A 19812-nucleotide genomic window follows, 5' to 3' on the forward strand; every position below is an offset into this window, starting at 1 on the left:
GTTTAAGGCTTCTGCTGGTCAGAAAGACCCTGCATTGACCAGCATATGTGTGCCGATACTGGCAAAGTATGCCAACAGGATTACCGGACACCATTTCATATGGCTGCCGAACGTATATTGTCCTTTGGCTTGGCCCATTAAACCGATGCCTGGCGCGGAGCCAATTGCCAGCAGGCTGCCGCCAACGCCCAACGTCAAGGTCAGCAACAGCCATTGTCCTTGCGGAATATCGGGATGCATGGTTAACACGGCGAACATCAAAGTGCCGTTATCGACGAATGCTGACGATAAACCGATCATCACATTCGCCAGAGTCGGGCTGAATTGCCCGTATAGCACCTGTGAAATCGCATCAAGATAGCCTATGAAGCCTAGGCCACCGATGCCCATCATCGCGCCGTAGAAGAACAGTAAAGTATCCCATTCCAGTCGGCCCACTTTATCGAAAACATCCAGGCGCTTGGCTTCAATAGACAGCGAATGCAAATCGCCACCGCCGAAAAATAGCGAAAACTCCGACTGTTGCGGATTACTTGGCTTATCGGATTTTTGCAAATAGAAATAAAAGAATTGTAACAAGGATAGACCTGCCATCATGCCGGCTGCCGCCGGTAATCCCAACGCCATATCAAAACCAACCGCCAAGCTGATGGTGACGCCGAACAGGAATATGATGCGTTTGGCCCCGCGTGGTAACAAAATTTGCTGGGGTTCGATAATGGGTTTGTCTTTGGGTAGTGCAAAATGCATAGCTGCGGCTGGTACCAAAAAGTTGACGAGACAAGGTACGAACAATTTAAAAAACTCGGTAAAACCCAGCATGCCATGTTGCCAAACAAACAGCGTCGATATGCCGCCCAACGGGCTAAATGTGCCGCCGGCATTGGTGGCAATCACGATGTTCAAACAGCCCAGTGAGACAAAACGCGGACTGTTTTTGCCAACGGCTACCACGACAGCGCCCATCAACAAGCCGGCGGTTAAGCCGTTGACGATACAGGAAATTAGAAAAACTAAAAATCCCGTTATCCAAAATAGTCGTCGATAGCTGAGGTCTTTACTGACCAGCCAAATCTTCAGCGCATCGAAAATGCCCATATCCTCCATGGCGTTCAGATAAGTCATCGATACCATGATGAATAGCAGCAATTCGATGTAAGTCTGCAAGTTCGCCTTAAAAGCGGTAGTTGCCGGTAAACTGTCGCCGTGTTGTTGATACGCCAGGACGATGACAAACCAGATCAATGCCGCTGCCAGCAGCATTGGTTTGGATTTGCGGAGATTGGTCACATCTTCGAGCATCGCTGAGATATACGCGATGATCATCACGACCAGCGAAAAGTAGCCAACCCAATGCTGAGTAAGATCAAGATGAAACGACTGCGGCGGCGTCGCAGACTCGGCAAATCCGGGGCCGGGAAATATCAGCGACACTAATCCAAATAGATAGACAACCCGCAGCATGCGTTCTCCGGTTAACGAGATAAATGAAGATGCCTCAAAATTGCTTGGTTTCCGGCGACTTTGGACGATCTACGGATTGTATTTTTAGCCGTGTAAAAAAAGCGTAAAGAGGCAATGTTTGCAAGCAAAGCCGCTACATGTGCAAAATTTGAGATCGACTTTGTTAAAGGCTGCTAGCGTTTGCTGCCAGGCGCACAGCTGTGGTTGGTCAAGCGACAACAGCAATGTTTTTACACATTGATTTTCGAGACCAAATGCTTCGTTCAGTTTAAGGCGTAGTGTTAAGCGGATTTAAATTCCATTCGAATCGAAATGGCATTTCGAAGATAATAGCAGGCTTTGTAAACGTCCTTGAGCGTCTCTAACCAGGCATGAAGCTGGAAAAAATCAAACTTTCGGGTTTTAAATCCTTTGTCGATCCCACCACGATACCGATCAACGGCAATCTGACTGCGATTGTTGGTCCTAACGGTTGCGGCAAATCCAATATCATCGACGCGGTGCGTTGGGTGATGGGCGAAAGCTCGGCCAAGCATTTGCGTGGCGGCAATATGGCCGACGTGATTTTCAACGGTTCGTCGGGGCGCAAGCCGGTCAGCATGGCCTCGGTGGAACTGGTATTCGACAACAGCGAAGGTAAGGCGGGTGGGGAGTATTCACAATACGCCACGATTTCCATCAAGCGCCAGGTCAGCCGCGACGGCCAGTCGCTGTTCATGTTGAACGGTTCCAAATGCCGACGTAAAGACATCACCGATCTGTTTTTGGGTACCGGTCTAGGTTCGCGCAGCTACGCGATTATCGAGCAGGGCACGATTTCGCGGATGGTGGAAGCCAAGCCCGAAGATCTGCGGGTGCATATCGAGGAAGCGGCGGGCGTTTCCAAATATAAGGAAAGACGGTCGGAAACCGAAACCCGCATGCGCCATACCCGCGAGAATCTGGAGCGGCTGAACGATTTGCGTGACGAGGTCGAAAAGCAAATCAAGAATTTGGCCAAGCAGGCGGAAAAGGCCGAGAAATACACCGAGCTGAAAAAGCAGGAACGCCAATACAAACAAGAGCTGCTGGCGATGCGCTGGCAAAATTTTCAGCGTTCCGCGCAGAAGCTGGAAGAAAAACTGCAAAGTATCGCCGCCGAGCACAATCGGCTGTTCGTGTTGCTGCGCGATACCGAAAAAGCCATGGAGCTGAAACGCGGCGAACAGAAAGCTCAGCAACAACATCTGGACAGCACTCAGGCCGAATACTATGCGGTGGTCGCCGAAGTCAGTCGGCTGGAACAGACCATCAAGCACAATCAAAAAAGCCACGAAGAAACCCTGGTTGAGATCAATCGTTTGAAATTGCAGGCGGAGCAAGCGCAATCCGAATGCGAGCAGGATAGGCAGCAGCTGGAGGAAATTCGCCAGACCTTGCTGGAAGCCGAAGAAACCATGATTGTGGCCCGCGAACGCGAGGAAGACTTGCTGGGCATTCAACAAGACGCGCATTTGCAAAAGCAGCAATGGCAGCAGCAGTGGGAAGCGTTTTTGGCGGAAAACGCCGGTTACCGCGAACAAGCGGAAGTGCAGCGGACCAAGCTGGTACAGCTGGAAAATCAAAACCGGCAGTTGCAGACGCGCTTGGACAAATTAAACGGCGAACGTGGCGGCCTGGCCGACACCCGGTTGCAACTGGCATTGGAAACGCTGGATAGCAGTATCGAATTGATTGAAGCCGAACGTGATGCGTTGCAGCAGCAACTGGAAGTCGTGCTGCAACGCATCGCCGAACTACGGCCGGCCATCAAACAACTTCACGACAGCCTGCACGCCAGCCGAGCGGAATTGCAGAAGGTTAACGGCAAGATCAGTTCCTTGGAATTGTTGCAGCAGCACGCGATGGGTAAGGATAAAAAAGAGTTGGGCGTCTGGCTGGAGCAGGTAGGCTTGGAGCAACAGCCGCGCTTAGCTGAATTTCTGGATGTGGAAGAAGGCTGGGAAACCGCCGTGGAAACGGTATTGGGCAGTTACCTGGAAGCGATCTGTGTAGATAGCGCCGATTCGATATTGGGCGAGTTGCAGGATTTGACCAAACAGTCCTTGGTGGTGTTTGAAACGCATGCCAGTTCAAGCGGTGCTAGTGCTGATTCGGTGGCTTTGGCGAGTAAGTTGCGCAGTCGCTGGGATTTATCCAGTCTATTAAGCGGCATCTACTGCGCCGAGACCATGCAACAGGCCCGGCAAATGAATTTACAGGCGCACGAGTCGGTGGTGTTGGCCGACGGCACCTGGCTGGGTAGGGATTGGATCAAAATCAGCCGGGGCAGCGACAGCAAGGCCGGTGTATTGCATCGCGAAAAAGAATTGCGGGAACTTAAGCAGCGGCAAAGCGAACTGCAAATGACGATTGCCGAGGATGAAGAACAATTGGCGAACGCTGAACAGGAGTTAAAGGCCGCCGAAAGCAATCGTGAGCAGTACCAACAAAAGGAAAAGCTGCTGAGCGCCGAGTTTTCCGCGAAAAGCGCCGAGTACAGCGCGCAGTCAGCCCGCTTTGAGCAGCAAAAGCGCCGCCTGGAGCAACTCGATCACGAGATAGAGGAAATCAGCCAACATCTGGCGGAAAACGCCGAAAGCATCTCCGAAGCGGAGATGATCAAGCAGGATGCCGAGCAAGCTTTGGGCGACCTGGGCGACAAGAAAACCGAATTGGAGCAACTGAATCAACAAATTCAAGCGCAACAGCAAAACACCGATGCCTCGGTCGATGAGGCGCGCCGACATTTGCATAGGCTGCATGCGCAAATCGAATCGCTGAAATCCTCGGAAGTGCTGACCGCCAAACAGATCGAGCGTCTGCAATTGCAACATCAACAATCGGCCGACCGCATCGCCGAGTTGGAAAACAAATTGCACTATGCTTTGGCACCGCTCGACGACGAGAAATTGCAGCTGGAAGAGTTGTTGGAGAGAAAAGCCGAATTCGAGGATAACCTTCAGTCCGAACGCCAGGCGCAACACGCCAGCGAACAGACAGTCAGTCAATTGGCTGAGCAATACTCGCAAACCCAACGGTCCTTGGAAAAACAAAAAGAAGCCTTGGATCAGGTGCGTTTCGAGCAACAGGACAGCCGGGTGCGGCAGCAAACGATTGCGGAGCAACTAACAGAAGTCGATGCCGATCCGGAGGCGATACTAACCAATCTGTCCGAAGGCGCAACGGAAGCTAAGTGGAAAAATGCGGTCGATGATTTGACCGATCAGATAGAAAAGCTGGGGTCCATCAATCTGACGGCGATCGAGGAATTCAAAACCCAGTCCGAACGGATGAAGTTTTTAAATGAACAGCATGATGATTTGGTCGATGCGTTGAATACCCTGGATCAGGCGATCAGCAAGATCGACAAAGAAAGTCGCCAGCGCTTCAAAGAGACATTCGACAAGATCAATAACGGTTTGAAAGAGAAGTTTCCGCGTTTATTCGGCGGCGGTCAGGCTTATCTGGAATTGACCGAGGACGATTTGCTGGAAGCCGGCGTCAATATCATTGCCCGGCCGCCCGGCAAGCGCAACAGCTCGATTCATCTATTGTCAGGCGGTGAAAAGGCCTTGACGGCGGTAGCCTTGGTGTTCTCCATTTTTGAACTGAATCCGGCGCCGTTCTGTTTGCTGGATGAAGTGGACGCACCGCTCGACGATGCTAACGTGGTGCGTTTTTCACAAATGGTGGAAGACATGTCGGCAACCGTACAGTTTTTGTATATTTCGCACAACAAAGTCACAATGGAAATTGCAAAACATCTGGCAGGTGTTACCATGAAGGAGCCTGGAGTATCCAGAATGGTGGCGGTTGATATTGATGAAGCAGTGAGCATGGCAGAAAGCTAATGGATAAAGAATTATTAAGAGTCGTGATTATTTTGATCGGCGTGCTGGTGATGATCGGCATGGTGTTGTGGCATTTCGTCAAATCGTTGCGAGAAAGACGCACGCCCGACGATTATTATGACGAGGACTCTTACGACGACCGCGTGGTTGACGAGTTTTCGGTCGAGGAAGACGACGATGAGATGGATGTATTTGCGTTGGGCAGCGAGTTGGTTGATGGAGATGCTCTGTTAGACGATCAAGCCATCAAGCCCAGCCCAAAACCGTCGACCGATGTCTCGCGTAAGGATGTCGATAAGAAACAAGCCGCGACCTTGGCTAATTCGCGGCGTTTGGAATTGCCGGCCTTGATCGAGTTCAGCATCGTTGCCCGTGCCGACCAAGGCTTTAATGGCGAAGATTTGTTCGAGGCTTTCGAACGCGTGGGTTTGCGTTACGGTAGTGTGCGGGTATTCGAGCGCGTAGATGCCAACCGAATGGTCGATTTCGCTGTCGCCAGCATGGTCGATCCCGGTACTTTTCCCGATACCGGGCTACAAGACTTTTATTGCCCCGGCATCGTGTTTTTCATGCAGCCACGTGAGGTCGATGCGCCGTTGGCGGTATTCGATGACTTCATGGAAACCATCGATACTCTGGCCGACGAACTGGACGGCGTGGTCTGGGACAATCAGCGGCAGCCGCTGACTGCGGAGACCGTCGCGCAGTTTAGACAAATATTGGCCAAGGCCGCCTAAAGCAGTACCTCGCGGGGGCAGGGCAGCCGCCGCATTTATTCTGTAAACCTAACGAATTAACTAGAAGCTAAGTGGATCAAAAAAATATCAGAAATTTCTCCATCATTGCCCATATCGATCACGGGAAATCGACATTGGCAGACCGATTCATTCAAATTTGTGGCGGATTAAGCGACCGGGAGATGGAGGCGCAAGTACTCGATTCCATGGATCTGGAGAGGGAACGCGGCATCACTATCAAGGCGCAAAGCGTCACCCTGGATTACAAAGCCAGCGACGGCGTCACTTATCAGTTGAATTTTATTGACACGCCAGGTCATGTGGACTTTTCCTATGAAGTCTCGCGTTCTTTGGCGGCCTGCGAGGGTGCTTTGCTGGTCGTTGACGCCGCGCAGGGCGTGGAAGCGCAAAGTGTCGCCAACTGCTACACCGCTATCGAACAAGGTTTGGAAGTCGTGCCGGTCTTAAACAAGATCGATTTGCCGTCAGCTGAGCCCGAGCGGGTGATGGAAGAAATCGAGAATGTTATCGGTATTCCTGCCGACGAAGCACTTAAGATTAGCGCCAAGACCGGTATCGGCGTGGAAGCGGTGCTGGACCAATTGATCCAGAAAATTCCACCGCCGGCCGGCGATGAAAATGCGCCTTTACAAGCATTGATCATCGATTCCTGGTTCGATAACTATCTGGGCGTAGTCTCGCTGGTGCGTATCGTCAACGGCAATCTGCGTAAAAAGCAAAAGATTACCGTGATGTCGACCGGTAAATCGTTTCTGGTCGAGAAGCTGGGGGTCTACACGCCAAAACAGCTGGAGAAACAGCAGTTACACACCGGTGAAGTGGGCTTTATTGTTGCGGGTATCAAGGATATTTTCGGCGCGCCGGTCGGCGATACCATTACCGCGACCGATAACCCTGCGACTGAATCCTTGCCGGGGTTTGAAAAAGTTCAGCCGCGGGTGTTCGCCGGTTTGTATCCGGTAAGCTCAGACGACTTTGGCGCGATGCGCGAAGCTTTGGACAAATTGCGCTTGAACGATTCGGCATTGAATTACGAGCCGGAAACTTCGCAAGCCTTGGGCTTTGGCTTTCGTTGCGGCTTCCTGGGCATGCTGCACATGGAAATCGTCCAGGAGCGACTGGAGCGCGAATACAATATCGACCTAATTACCACCGCGCCTACCGTGGTTTACGAAGTAGAAACCCATGGCAGCGAAATAGTGATGGTCGACAACCCGGCTAAGTTGCCGGATGTTGGCACCATCGTCGAGATTCGCGAGCCTATCATTCTGGCGAATATTCTGGTGCCGCAAGCCTACTTGGGCAATGTGATCAATCTGTGTATCGAAAAACGCGGCATTCAGAAAAACATGCAGTATGCCGGTAGCCAGGTGTCGCTGAGCTACGAGTTGCCGATGAGCGAAGTGGTGCTGGACTTCTTTGATCGTTTGAAGTCGGTCAGTCGTGGTTATGCGTCTTTCGATTACGAATTTTTGCGCTTCGAGCCGGCCCCCCTCGTTAAGCTGGACGTCTTAATCAACGGTGACAAAGTCGACGCCTTGTCAATTATCGTGCATCGCGACTTGAGCCAGAATCGCGGCCGCGATTTGGTCGAAAAGATGAAAGATCTGATTCCGCGGCAGATGTACGAAGTGGCGATTCAGGCGGCTATCGGCGCAAAAGTCATTGCACGCTCTACGGTAAAAGCCATGCGCAAAAATGTCACAGCCAAATGTTATGGTGGCGACATTACCCGTAAGAAAAAGCTGCTGGAAAAGCAGAAAGCCGGTAAAAAACGGATGAAGCAGGTGGGTAGTATCGAGATTCCACAGGAAGCCTTCCTGGCGGTGTTGCAGGTCAACAAAGAATAATAACGATCAATTATGGATTACGATTTTTCATTTTTTCTGGTGGTAGCCAGTTTTGTCACCGGCGTTGTCTGGGGTGGGTATTGCTTGTATCTGAAGCGGGCCAATATTCCGTACCCTACCGAAAACGAGCCGCTACTGGTCGAATATGCCCGCTCGTTTTTCCCGGTGGTATTGATCGTATTGTTGCTACGCTCGTTTCTGTTCGAACCGTTCCGGATTCCGTCGGGATCGATGATGCCGACATTATTGGTCGGCGATTTTATTCTGGTGAATAAATTCAGTTACGGGGTGCGCTTACCGGTTTTGAACACCAAGGTTATCGAAGTGAGCGAGCCCAAGCGAGGCGACATCGTGGTGTTTAGGTTTCCGAAACAACCGGAAGTCGATTACATCAAACGGGTGATTGGTTTGCCGGGGGACCGCATCGCTTACTTTGACAAAAAGCTTCACGTTAACGGAATTCCTGCGAAGCAAGTGTCGCTGGGGCGTTATCAAGGTGTAGGGCAGGGCAGTAATATGACCGGTGCCGAGCGTCTGGAAGAGGATTTGTTGGGGGTTGAGCATTCCATCTTGGTTAGTCGCGGAGCCTCGTCTGTTGAGGATGTGTTTGTGGTCCCGCAGGGTCAGTATTTCGTCATGGGCGACAACCGCGACAACAGTAACGACAGCCGTTATTGGGGCACGGTACCTGAAGCCAATCTGGTGGGTAGAGCCTTTTTTATCTGGATGAATTGGGACTGGCAAAATAACGGTATTGCTTTCGACCGGCTAGGCACAGTGCTGCGTTGAGCGGTTTACTGCGAGACAATCCGAAAAGACAATGCTTATTGCGGTGGATTCTCGATAGCCGCTGGTTTATTTCTAATTTTTCTCGGAGGTAGTGTTATGCCGTCATCATTAAAAAAACAACGCGGTTTAACCTTTCTGTCTATTGCCTTTATCTTGGCGCTAATTGGTTTCTTTACCCTATTGATTCTAAAAATTGCGCCGATTTACATCAATCACAGCCGGGTGGTAAACGCCTTGAAAGCCGTGGAAAACACCACCGATATAGCGACTAAAACCAAGGGTGATATAAAAAGTAGCTTGGAAAAACGCTTTGATATGAATTATGTAGAGCACGTGACCAATGACAATATCAAAATTGTCGCGCAACCCGGCTATGTGCGGGTTGACATCGACTACGAGCGCGTAGAGCCCATCATGGGTAATTTGAGTGTGTTGGTTGAATTCCATGAGGAATTCGAAGCTGGCAACAGGTGATTAAAAAACCGGAAATTCTTGCCGGTAAGTTGGGTTTGACGTTTAACGATCCCAGCTTATTTACGATGGCGTTGACTCATCGCAGCATGGGTGCCAGAAACAACGAGCGTCTCGAATATTTGGGTGATTCTGTTTTGGGCTTCGTCATTGCCCAAAGATTATACGAGCTGTTCCCCGACGCTGGAGAGGGAGCCTTGAGCCGCTTACGGGCCAGTCTGGTCAACCAAAATTCGCTGGCGGAAGTGGCTCGGCAGCATAATATCGGTGACTATTTGATTCTAGGTTCCGGCGAACTGAAAAGCGGCGGTTTTCGCAGAGACTCGATTCTGTCGGATGCATTGGAAGCCATCATGGGCGCCTTGCTGAAGGACCAAGGGGTCGAAGTCTGTCAACAGTGGATATTGCGATTATTCGATGACAAGCTGGCCGCGCTGAAAGTGGACGATTGGACCAAAGACCCGAAAACGCGTTTGCAGGAATTGATGCAAGCCAGCCGTAAACCCTTGCCGGTTTACGAATTAGTCAGTATGTCCGGTGCAGATCATGCGCAAACCTTTGAAGTGAAATGCACTATCGCATTAACGCCGGAAACCCGTAACGGCGTCGGTATTTCCCGAAAAAAGGCCGAGCAGGCAGCTGCCGAAAATATGTTAAATTTTTTACAATCCAGGGATAAATGAACTGCGGATATGTTGCTTTAATCGGTAGGCCGAATGTCGGCAAATCGACGTTGATGAATCACTTGCTGGGTCAGAAACTCAGTATCACCTCAAGAAAGCCGCAAACCACCCGGCACCGAATTCTTGGTATCAAGACGACAGCCGCCGGGCAAGCCATTTTTATGGATACGCCGGGCATGCACAGCGACGAAAAAAAGGTATTAAACCGTTATCTGAATAAGACTGCGGATAGCACCTTGCTGGGAGTCGATGTGGTGATTTGGCTGCTGGACGGCTTGTATTGGCATGAGTACGACGAGAAGATTTTCAAGAAACTTGAGCAAGCTGGACTGCCGGTTATCTTGGCGATCAACAAGGTCGATAAAATCAAGGATAAGGATGCGGTGCTGAAATTCTTCGCCGAGGCCCAGCAAAAATATCCGTTTCAGCATATTGTGCCGGTTTCGGCCTTGAAAAATACCAATCTTGAGCTGCTGGAACAGCACATCATGGCTTTGCTGCCCGAGGCCGAGCTCATTTATCCGGAAGATCAAATCACCGATCGGCCGGAGCGATTTTTTGCCGCCGAAATTATTCGCGAAAAACTGACCCGGCGTTTAGGCGACGAATTACCGTACGCCCTGACCGTGGAAATCGAACGCTACGAGGAGTTTCCGGAGCTTTGCAAAATATACGCCGCGATTTTGGTGGAGCGGGATAGCCAAAAAAGCATCGTCATTGGGAAGCAAGGCGAAATGCTGAAAAAAGTCGGTAGCGAGGCGAGGGTTGATATTGAAAAATTGATCGGCCAAAAAGTCTATCTGGAACTGTGGGTCAAAGTGAAAAAGGGTTGGTCGGATAACGAGCGAGCCTTACAGAGTCTGGGTTTCAGCGATTTTGGTAATTAATGAATGGTTCGGCCGTTTATTTACAGCCGGCGTTTGTGCTCCAGCATCGGCCATACCGGGAAACCAGCGTATTGTTAGATGTTTTTACCCGGGATTTTGGCGTGATGTCCATGCTCGCCAAGGGTGTGCGTAAGGAAAAGTCGAAAATAGCCGGCTTGTTGTTGCCTTTCAGTGCCTTGCGGCTGTCTTTTGTCGATAAAAACGAATTAAAAATTCTTTCTCAAGTTGAATATGTCGATAGTTACCCTTTAGAGCGCTTGGCGTTATATTGCGGATTTTATGTGAACGAACTGGTGCAGATATTTGTGCACAAATACGATCCTCAACCCGAGATATTCAGTTGCTACGAGCGTTGCCTGAGTGATTTATTGCTTGGTGAGCGTATCGAGCAGACTCTGCGTTATTTTGAACTGGATTTATTGCAAGAGGCTGGCTATGCCGTTGCGATGGACTCCGAAGCTAACGGTAATCCAATAATGACAGGGCAACGCTATAATTTTTTAGCGGATTTCGGCATGGTCGCGGATAACCAAGGCTTGATCGGTGGTCAAACCTTGTCAATATTGGCCGCAAGGGGTCCGCTGGAGGGCCGGGCTTTGCTTGAAGCCAAACTACTCTTTAGAAAAATGCTGGATGGGCATTTGCAAGGCAGACAGCTGAAAAGCAGGGATGTACTGGCAAAAATTATTAAGTATTTATAAGCGAAAGACGAAACTCAGGATGGATTTACCGTCTTTCATACATCTTACTCATCCGCTTGCGGACTAATATTCAATGGAAAAACAAATCATCTTATTGGGTGTCAACATCGACCACGTTGCGACCTTGCGCCAGGCTAGAGGTACCCGTTATCCCGAGCCGGTGCAGGCTGCGCTGATCGCCGAGCAAGCCGGTGCCGACGGCATTACCGCGCATTTGCGCGAAGACAGACGGCATATTCAGGATAGAGATATTTATTTGTTAAAGGATATGTTGCACACCCGGCTGAATCTGGAAATGGCCGTGACGGATGCTATGTTGGCGTTGGCGGTTAAGGTCGAACCGCAAGCTTGTTGTTTGGTACCGGAGCGCCGAGAGGAGTTAACGACCGAGGGTGGTCTGGATGTGGCTGGTGCCGGGGATAGGATGCGTTCTGCCTGCCAACAATTGGCGGATGCGAATATAGAAGTCTCCTTGTTTATCGATCCGGATTGTCGGCAAATCGACGCGGCTGTTGAGGCTGGCGCGCCGGTGGTGGAATTACATACAGGCCGTTATGCCGACGCTGTAAGCAAACTAGAGCGAGAGCAAGAGTTGCAACGAATCCGCACGGCTGCGGCTTATGCGCACCAAGCAGGATTGCAAGTCAATGCCGGTCACGGCTTGAATATCGCCAATGTAGAAGCTATTTGCCGGATCGAGCAGATTGTCGAGCTAAATATTGGTCATTCCTTGATTGCGCAAGCTTTGTTTTCCGGCTTGGATAGCGCGGTTAGGGATATGAAGCGCGTCATGCGGGAGTCGCGTTTACTCGGTTGATTTAATGCAGAAAGAACTCGAATTTTATCAATTAACCTCGATAGGCAATCGCGAGGTCAATCAGGATTGCATGGCGCACCGGGTGTGCGCTGATTACGCACTATTTGTCGTCGCTGACGGATTAGGTGGGCATTACTCCGGCGAAAAAGCTTCACAATTTTTTTGCCGTAGCTTGATTGCCCTAGCGGAAAAATATCATGCTCATATAGCCTCAGTGAAGGCAGAGACGGTGATGGCTGCTTGGGTTGCGGAAGCTGTCAGGAATATGAGCGAACTATTTGCCGACGATCCGTTTGCAAGCGATGCTCACACCACCTGCGCAATTCTGTATATGGACCAGGAGCAAGCGATAGTGGCGCATTGCGGAGACTCGCGAGTTTATCGTATCAATTCCGAACAAGTCCTATGGCGGACAAAGGATCATTCGGTGCCCCAACAACTGTTTAACGAGGGCAAAATCAGCGAATGGGAAATGGGGGTTCATCCCGATCAGCATAAGCTGACCCGTAGTATAAATGTGTTGAGTGCGCCTGCGGTTGATATTGCCAGTTTCCCACCGATGAAACGGGGCGAAACCTTTCTGCTCTGTAGCGACGGTTTCTGGGAGTTTGTAAAGGAGCAGGAGTTGTTGGCGCTATCGCAAGAGGGTAGCGGAAAGCCGGAGTTGCAGAAGATGGCAAAAATGGCGGTGTTACGCGCCCAAGGTAAAAGCGATAATGTTACCGTGCAGTGGATAAGACGGCGTTAGCTGTTTAGCAGGAGCGCAGGGGCCGAACCATTCAGCCCCCGGTAAAATCGTATGGCTTAGTGTGTCGCCAAGCCGTGCTTTTGAATTCGGTAAAGCAAGGTGTCTCTGGAAATACCCAATAAGCGCGCCGATTTGCTGCGATTGCCCTTGGTTCTGTTCAAAGCTTGCAGAATCATATCTGCTTCCAGCGCATCAAGTTGTAGACCCAACTCCGGCAAAGTAAAGTCTGAGCTGACTGTTATTGCGCTACGGTTGAACTCGTGGGGCAGATTTTCCGGCTCGATTACTTTGCCCGCCAACAGAATGCTTAGTCTTTCGCAAAGATTGCGCAATTCACGAACATTGCCCGGCCATTTGTAGCTGCGCAGCGTTTTGATGGCTTGTCTGCTGAACGTAGGCGGTTCCAGGGAATGTGTGGCTGAAAAGTGCGTGAAAAAGTGTTTAGCCAGTATTTCGATATCTTCGGTGCGCTGATGCAATGCAGGCAATTCCAGAGGCACTACATTTAAGCGGAAATACAAGTCCTGACGAAACTGACCGTTTTCTATCAATTTGGTGAGGTCGGCATTGGAGGCCGCAATCACGCGCACATTCACCATATACGGCTTGGTGCCGCCAACGGGCAAGCATTCTCCCGACTCCAGAAAGCGCAAAAGTTTTGCCTGGATTCCCAAGGGTAAAGAATTGATTTCGTCCAGAAACAAAGTGCCGCCATCGGCTGCCTGAAACAGTCCTTGCTTGTCCGATACCGCCCCGGTAAAAGCGCCTTTCTTATGGCCGAATATTTCTGATTCAACCAGACCTTCAGGGAGTGCCGCGCAATTTAAGGCGATGAAGGGTTTATTTGCGCGCGGGCTATCCTTTTGAATGGCTGTTGCCAGTACTTCTTTTCCCGTGCCGGTTTCGCCTTTGATCAACACGGTAACGTCGGTCGCCGCAACGATGCGAGCGCTGCGAATCAATGCTTCGATTGCGGGAGATTGTCCAATAATAGGATCGAAGTTATCCACTGTAAAACCTCTCAAAACGTCATGATGTGTTCAACGCGCATCGGATAGAGCCATGGGAAGGCCGCCAATAGCGCAAAGATAATAAACAAGGCTGCAACCGCGTGTTTAAAGTGCCGGATTTTTGAAAGCCTCGCCAGTAATGAGGTCATTATACCGACACCCATCACGGCAGGTAAAGTGCCCAATCCAAATGCCAACATCGTGAGCGCGCTGTGGGTAATGCTCCCCGTGGTAACGGCTAGTGCCAATGCCGTATAAATGAGGCCGCACGGTAGCCAGCCCCACACCATACCAAACAACAAAGCTTGGGTGCGATTTTGTACCGGAATCAAGCGGCGGCCGAATGGTTCGATCAGCTTCCAGAAGCGTGCGCCCATTTTTTCTATGTAGGCAAAGTAAGGAAACCAGCCGCCGAGGTAAAGTCCGGCGCCTGCCATCACCACGGCCGAGAGGAGTTGCAAAAATCTGTGCGCCTGACCTTGAGCAAAAGGTAAAGTCAAGAAGGCCTCCAGGACGCCAACCAAGGCGCCGGCCATCGCGTAGCTGAGAACCCGGCCGATGTTGTAATTCAGTACGATGCCGAACAGACGGCGTTTATCGTTGCGAAGTTCGGGTTTCAGGCTGTAAGTTAGGGTGCCGATAATGGAGCCGCACATGCCTATGCAATGCAGGCTGCTGAATAAACCCATTACAAACGCGGCAAGATAGGAAGCATTAAAGTCGAGGTAAAGATGCATAAACAAAAAGCCGGGGTAATAAGGTATCGAGTGAATTAGCGAGGATTATAGACGCTTTCCGGAACGGTAACGACGCGCAGATATTTAAACTAACTGCCGTTGGACAAGTTATTCGCACAGATGCGATTCCGCCCTTGATGCTTGGCCTGATACAACGCGTCGTCCGCCGCTTTCAGTAAACTGGCAACGTCGTCGAACGTGTGGGCCTGCAAGGTCGCAACGCCGATGGATATAGTCACGAAATTGTTGGGGTTGCTCTGTGTGTGCCGTATTTTCAGATTCTCTATGGCTTCGCGGTACTGCTCGGCACGCATCAGGGCGCCTATGCTGTCGGTGTTGGGAAGCAGGATGGCGAACTCTTCACCGCCCAATCTGGCTACCAAGTCTTCGGGTCTGTGGGTAATTGTTTGTAAGGCGCGCGCCACCCGTTTCAGGCATTCGTCGCCCATAGGGTGGCCAAAGTAGTCGTTAAATTGTTTGAAATTGTCAATATCGGCAATTAGTAACGAGAGCGGCATGCCGGTGCGTTTGGATTGATTCCATTGGCGTTCCAGCGCGGCGTCAAACGCTCTGCGGTTGGGTATCTCCGTCAGTCCGTCCAGCGAAGCCAGTTTTTCCAACAAATCGGATTTGGTTTTTAGCTGAATTTGAGTGCGTACTCTTGCTAAAACAATCGATGGCGAAAACGGTTTGGTGATGTAGTCGCTACCGCCGATTCGAAAGCCATGCACCTCATCTTCTTCCGAATGTTTGGCGGTCAGAAAAATAATCGGAATATTGCGGGTTTTATCAGACGACTTGAGCTGATGGCATATTTCATAACCATCCATGTCGTCCAGCATGATGTCCAGCAGGATCAGGTCGGGAAGTTGGCTGGTGGCAATATGTAAAGCCAGTTCACTATGCACGGCTACTTTTACCGTGTAATGGGGTTCGAGAATATTCTTGATAAGATCCAGGTTTTCTGGGCTATCATCCACGGCCAGGATGGTATGCGTGTTTCTACTTTCCATTTTCCTATATCCGATGTTCCAGTATGTGGTTGAGAGCTTGCGCAGCATCTACAAACTGGTAATTGGCAATTTGTTTTTTGATGGGCAATAAGATTTGCAGCAGAGCTTTATCGTCGATATGGCGCATAATCCGTTCAAGTTGCTGGTCCGAGTCGGAATCGAAGGTTTGTAGTTTATCAATCAATATGGCCAGCTGTTGCCGAGTTTCCAGCGTGGAGTAGCGCGGTTCACCGTCGCCGTGGCTCTCGCTGTTGGCCAAATTACTGTTGATACTACTGATAACCTTGGTCATCTCCAGTGTTGTGGCGACAATATTACTGTCGATATGCGGCACATCGGCAATATTGGCACGGAAATCGATTAGCGATTCTTCCAGCCGTACTAAGTGGCTTTGCAATTGTAGCGCGCCGAGCGAGCCGACCAAACCCTTCAAAGTATGGACTAATTGATAGGCCTTGTCGTACTGGTTGTGTGTGAAGGCTTGGTCGATTTCGTTCATGGTATCCGCATGATTTTCAGCAAATTTTAGTAAAACTTTTCGATAAACGGTCAGGTTGCCGGCCGTATGTTGTAAGCCGGCGGAGGTGTCTATGCCATACAGATAAGGAAGCGGATTGCTTGCCATCTGTTCGTCGTGCGGATCGGTCTGGGGCATTCCATCAGCTCGCGGTTTAATCCATTTCGCCAGCGTGGCGTAAAGCGTTTCCGGTAATATCGGTTTGCTGATGAAATCGTCCATATCGGCTTGAAAGCATCTGTTGCGATCATTGCTCATCGCGTTGGCGGTCATCGCTATGACCGGCAAGGTTTGGCAGCCGGGTATTGCTCGTATATGTTTGGTGGTTTGATAGCCGTCCATCACCGGCATTTGCACATCCATTAACACGCAGTCGTAAGTGGTTTGTTGCAGTTTGCCCAAGGCGATTTCGCCGTTTTCGGCCACGTCGACTTGCAAATGTGCTTGTTCCAGCAGCTCAATCGCCACAATTCGATTCACTTCGTTGTCTTCAACCAGCAATACTCGTGCGCCGCTGATATGCTGCAATTTCCCGCTATCGAGGGGGGGCTTTTGTTGGTATTGCGCGTTGCGTATCGAAGCAAGGCTGGTGATGCCGAGTTTGACGCTGAAGGTAAATGTCGAGCCGAGGTTTTCTTGGCTGGAGACGCTTATCGTTCCGCCCATTTGTTCGACCAATTGTTTGGAAATGATCAGGCCCAAGCCCGTGCCGCCGTAATGGCGCGTGACACTACTATCGCCTTGGCTGAACGCCTGGAATAGTTTGGCCTGTTTTTCTGCATTCATGCCGATGCCGGTGTCGCTGATACTAAACTGCAAACAAGTCTGTTGCGCGGAGCGTCTAAGCTCGGTGAGCGTGACTCTTACCTCGCCATGCTCAGTAAATTTGATCGCGTTCCCGATCAAATTGATAAAAATTTGCCTTAGCCGTTGTGGGTCGCCGATCACCGGGAGAAAAGTCAGACTCTTAGGTGGGCGAATCAAGGCTATGCCTTTGCTGGCGCAGAGTTCGGACATCGTGGAGAACACCTTATCCAGCATTTCTTCTAATAGAAAAGGTACGGATTCCAGTTGCATTTTTCCGGCTTCCATTTTGGAAAAGTCCAAAATATCGTCAATGATGGTCATCAACGAGCGCGAGGCGGTTTCCACTCTTTCCAGGTAGTCGCGCTGTTTGGCGGAGATATTGCTGTTCAGACATAATTCAACCAAGCCGATAATCGCATTCATCGGGGTGCGGATTTCGTGGCTCATATTGGCGAGAAATTCGGATTTTACCCGTGTTGCCTGTTCCGCCTGCTGCTTGGCTTCCAACAACCGTTGCTCGGTTTGCAGTCGGTCGGTGATGTCTTGCATGGTGCCTTGAATGCCAGTGGGTTTGTCATTAACGTCGCGAATAACTTGTCCGCGTTGGTGGACATGACGAATTTGGTCGTTACCGAGCACTATCCGATGTCTGAAATCGATACTGCCGCTATTGATCGCGTTTTGCATCGACGTTTTGAAAAAGCTTTGGTCGTCCGGGTGAACCAGCGTGCTTAAAATGCTGGAGAAGTTCGGGGTAAAAATCGCTTTACTGGTTGCGGTGATCCGATACATTTCGTCCGACCAGCTAAAGTGATTGTCCGGCAAATGCCAATGCCAATCGCCGATATGGGAAATGCTTTGCGCATCCAGTAAGCGTTGTTTTTGGTCTTGCAGCGCGTTGATGGCGCGGCTGCGTTCCAGCTCGGCGGTAATTTGCAACGCGAATAATTTCAGGGTGTCTGTGGCAAAGTTAGTATCGGGAATGGGCCGACAGTAGGATACCGAGATAAATCCGAAACTATTTTGTTGTTTGTCGTGCAATGGAATGCCTAGATAACCTTGGATTTGTTGGTGTCGCAGCCAGTCTGCGTCGGGGAATCGTTCCGCTACATTATGTTCGACGCAGCAAATAGATCCGGCGGCAACCTCGCGGCAAGGTGAGTTATCTAGGCTGAATTCGCGATTACGGACAATTTTGCCTTTTGCGCAAAGCGATAGGCTGCGGGCGCGTCCATTGCCCGTTGTTTCCGCGATTAATGCAAAGTCGGCTCCTAGGGTTTCCACGGTCAATAGCGTCAGATTATCCAGTAGCGATGTCGCATTTTGCGGCAGATTACTGGATACGATATTCCTAATCACGCTGGTTTGCTGGCGCTGTTGAGTGATGTCGGTAACCAGACCCTGATAATCGATAATCTTGCCTTGCTCGTTGCGCACCACCATCTTGCGGTCTTGCACCCATTTTATGCCGCCGTTTTGGGCGACGATGCGATAGGGTTGATGCGCTATTTCGAAACAGTCCGGATCGTTGCGGCAGGTGGCGATTTCGCGAAGGAAAACCCCAACATCATCGGGATGGATCAGGTTGAGATAAAACAGATTGCCGGTAATCAATTGTTCGACACTGTAGCCGAACAGCTGGCGGGCGTTCTCAGTGGCGAACTCTATCGGTAATCCTTCGGAATTATTCCATTTCAATACCACTGCCGCGCTCTGGCTGATAATTTGATAGGCGCGTTGCAGATTATGCTCCGACTGCTTACGTACGCTGATGTCTTGGTGCGTGCCGCATAACCGGCTTGGACCGCCGCTGACCGGGTCGTACGCTACAACGGCGCCGGAGCCTTGTATCCATACCCAATGGCCGAGTTTATGGCGCATGCGAAATTCCACTACATAGGGGCGGCCGGACTCTATGTGCTTGGCAACCACCTCTTTCACGCGCTGTCTGTCATCCGGATGCAGGCGTTTGTCCCAATCGCTGACATAGTTATCCAGTTCGTCATGGCTGAGGCCCAACATGTCCAGCCAACGTTGATTCACGGAATGTTTGCCGCTTAGATAATTCCAATCCCAATAGCCCAACTGGGCGCCGTCTATGACCAGGGCCAATTGTTCTTCAATTTGCTTTCGAGGCGTGATGTCGATATGGAACTGGATTAATTCGCTGTTGTTATGCATGGACAGACGGGTAAGCGAGATTTGCTGCCATGTTTGATTTGGAAAGGCAAAGTCGCTGGCCGGCATGGCCTTGCCGGCCTTGATATGTTGGCATAAGGGGCATTCTAATTCGGCATGGTTGGTCGGGTGAAACCAGGTGTGTACGGCTTGTCCGGCTAATTCCGCCGGGGACTTGCCCACCGACAAAGCCGCGGCTTTGTTGGCACTGCGAATAATGCCCCGATTATCGACCACGATGGCGGATTGGGTGAGATGGTCGTAAAAGTCGCCGATGGGCGCCAGTCCGGATGGCAGATGTTGCCGATTTGACAACAGTTCGCTAAAAATCAGCAAGACAGCTAGTCCCGGCAGCAAAATTATCAGTATTTCGGTCAGTTCCCTGGTGCCGTTTATGCTCTGATAGAGCACAACGGTCATGTCGCATATCAACAGTAAACACACTGCGACCAGCACGAACCGGCGTATCTGATTGTCAGTGTTTGCGTGTTGATCTGTCATATTTTGCTG

Annotated in this window: 15 protein-coding genes; 10 read left to right on the plus strand and 5 right to left on the minus strand. The window is 50.6% G+C overall.

What is annotated here, in order from left to right; all coding sequences use genetic code 11:
* Positions 1-18: 18 nt before the first annotated feature.
* Complete coding sequence (gene nhaD / locus ACR64Q_RS04555) at positions 19-1464, minus strand: sodium:proton antiporter NhaD (protein WP_026603903.1); 1446 nt, start codon at positions 1462-1464, stop codon at positions 19-21.
* 371 nt (positions 1465-1835) lie between these two features.
* On the opposite strand from nhaD, the gene smc reads away from it, so the two are divergent.
* The 10 genes from smc to ACR64Q_RS04605 all read left to right on the plus strand — a co-directional run bounded on the left by smc (position 1836) and on the right by ACR64Q_RS04605 (position 13040).
* Positions 1836-5336, plus strand: a complete 3501-nt coding sequence (gene smc, locus ACR64Q_RS04560) for a chromosome segregation protein SMC (protein ID WP_026603904.1) — start codon at positions 1836-1838, stop codon at positions 5334-5336.
* Positions 5336-6073 (plus strand): cell division protein ZipA C-terminal FtsZ-binding domain-containing protein, encoded by a 738-nt coding sequence (locus ACR64Q_RS04565; protein WP_020485288.1) that lies wholly within the window; start codon positions 5336-5338, stop codon positions 6071-6073. Before smc ends, ACR64Q_RS04565 begins: the two co-directional genes overlap by 1 nt.
* Before the next feature lie 71 nt (positions 6074-6144).
* Entirely contained in the window at positions 6145-7944 is a 1800-nt protein-coding gene (lepA, locus tag ACR64Q_RS04570; RefSeq protein WP_020485289.1) for a translation elongation factor 4, read from the plus strand.
* Between the two features lie 12 nt (positions 7945-7956).
* Positions 7957-8733 (plus strand): signal peptidase I, encoded by a 777-nt coding sequence (lepB, locus tag ACR64Q_RS04575; protein ID WP_313733728.1) that lies wholly within the window; start codon positions 7957-7959, stop codon positions 8731-8733.
* A 96-nt stretch (positions 8734-8829) separates the two neighbouring features.
* Positions 8830-9207, plus strand: a complete 378-nt coding sequence (locus ACR64Q_RS04580; RefSeq protein WP_313733729.1) for a DUF4845 domain-containing protein — start codon at positions 8830-8832, stop codon at positions 9205-9207.
* Positions 9204-9887, plus strand: a complete 684-nt coding sequence (rnc, locus tag ACR64Q_RS04585; RefSeq protein ID WP_313733730.1) for a ribonuclease III — start codon at positions 9204-9206, stop codon at positions 9885-9887. The genes ACR64Q_RS04580 and rnc overlap by 4 nt, the downstream gene beginning before the upstream one ends.
* Positions 9884-10774, plus strand: coding sequence for a GTPase Era (era, locus tag ACR64Q_RS04590; RefSeq protein WP_313733731.1), 891 nt, complete (start codon positions 9884-9886; stop codon positions 10772-10774). The genes rnc and era overlap by 4 nt, the downstream gene beginning before the upstream one ends.
* Positions 10774-11475: a DNA repair protein RecO gene (recO, locus tag ACR64Q_RS04595; protein WP_313733732.1), complete on the plus strand. Its 702-nt coding sequence runs from the start codon at positions 10774-10776 to the stop codon at positions 11473-11475. Before era ends, recO begins: the two co-directional genes overlap by 1 nt.
* A 73-nt stretch (positions 11476-11548) precedes the next feature.
* The gene (gene pdxJ, locus ACR64Q_RS04600) at positions 11549-12292 is read left to right on the plus strand and encodes a pyridoxine 5'-phosphate synthase (RefSeq protein ID WP_313733733.1); all 744 of its coding nucleotides are present in this window, start codon (positions 11549-11551) and stop codon (positions 12290-12292) included.
* Between the two features lie 4 nt (positions 12293-12296).
* Positions 12297-13040, plus strand: coding sequence for a PP2C family protein-serine/threonine phosphatase (locus ACR64Q_RS04605; RefSeq protein ID WP_313733734.1), 744 nt, complete (start codon positions 12297-12299; stop codon positions 13038-13040).
* A gap of 56 nt (positions 13041-13096) precedes the next feature.
* Here ACR64Q_RS04605 and ACR64Q_RS04610 read toward each other — a convergent pair whose 3' ends face one another.
* From ACR64Q_RS04610 to ACR64Q_RS04625, 4 genes are all read right to left on the minus strand, one after another.
* On the minus strand, positions 13097-14050 hold the full coding sequence (locus tag ACR64Q_RS04610) for a sigma-54 interaction domain-containing protein (protein WP_020485297.1): 954 nt from the start codon (positions 14048-14050) through the stop codon (positions 13097-13099).
* A gap of 11 nt (positions 14051-14061) precedes the next feature.
* Positions 14062-14787 (minus strand): sulfite exporter TauE/SafE family protein, encoded by a 726-nt coding sequence (locus ACR64Q_RS04615; RefSeq protein WP_020485298.1) that lies wholly within the window; start codon positions 14785-14787, stop codon positions 14062-14064.
* Positions 14788-14876: 89 nt separating this feature from the next.
* Positions 14877-15800: a diguanylate cyclase domain-containing protein gene (locus ACR64Q_RS04620; RefSeq protein WP_020485299.1), complete on the minus strand. Its 924-nt coding sequence runs from the start codon at positions 15798-15800 to the stop codon at positions 14877-14879.
* 4 nt (positions 15801-15804) lie between these two features.
* The gene (locus ACR64Q_RS04625; protein ID WP_313733735.1) at positions 15805-19803 is read right to left on the minus strand and encodes a PAS domain-containing protein; all 3999 of its coding nucleotides are present in this window, start codon (positions 19801-19803) and stop codon (positions 15805-15807) included.
* Between the last annotated feature and the right edge of the window lie 9 nt (positions 19804-19812).

The sequence above is a fragment of the Methylomonas sp. 2F7 genome (genome assembly GCF_057126975.1).

Bases quoted from the DNA above. Each gene is read 5' to 3' on its own strand.
- nhaD (WP_026603903.1), bottom strand. From the start codon at position 1,464: ATGCTGCGGGTTGTCTATCTATTTGGATTAGTGTCGCTGATATTTCCC.
- smc (WP_026603904.1), top strand. From the start codon at position 1,836: ATGAAGCTGGAAAAAATCAAACTTTCGGGTTTTAAATCCTTTGTCGAT.
- ACR64Q_RS04565 (WP_020485288.1), top strand. From the start codon at position 5,336: ATGGATAAAGAATTATTAAGAGTCGTGATTATTTTGATCGGCGTGCTG.
- lepB (WP_313733728.1), top strand. From the start codon at position 7,957: ATGGATTACGATTTTTCATTTTTTCTGGTGGTAGCCAGTTTTGTCACC.
- ACR64Q_RS04580 (WP_313733729.1), top strand. From the start codon at position 8,830: ATGCCGTCATCATTAAAAAAACAACGCGGTTTAACCTTTCTGTCTATT.
- era (WP_313733731.1), top strand. From the start codon at position 9,884: ATGAACTGCGGATATGTTGCTTTAATCGGTAGGCCGAATGTCGGCAAA.
- recO (WP_313733732.1), top strand. From the start codon at position 10,774: ATGAATGGTTCGGCCGTTTATTTACAGCCGGCGTTTGTGCTCCAGCAT.
- pdxJ (WP_313733733.1), top strand. From the start codon at position 11,549: ATGGAAAAACAAATCATCTTATTGGGTGTCAACATCGACCACGTTGCG.
- ACR64Q_RS04605 (WP_313733734.1), top strand. From the start codon at position 12,297: ATGCAGAAAGAACTCGAATTTTATCAATTAACCTCGATAGGCAATCGC.
- ACR64Q_RS04615 (WP_020485298.1), bottom strand. From the start codon at position 14,787: ATGCATCTTTACCTCGACTTTAATGCTTCCTATCTTGCCGCGTTTGTA.
- ACR64Q_RS04620 (WP_020485299.1), bottom strand. From the start codon at position 15,800: ATGGAAAGTAGAAACACGCATACCATCCTGGCCGTGGATGATAGCCCA.
- ACR64Q_RS04625 (WP_313733735.1), bottom strand. From the start codon at position 19,803: ATGACAGATCAACACGCAAACACTGACAATCAGATACGCCGGTTCGTG.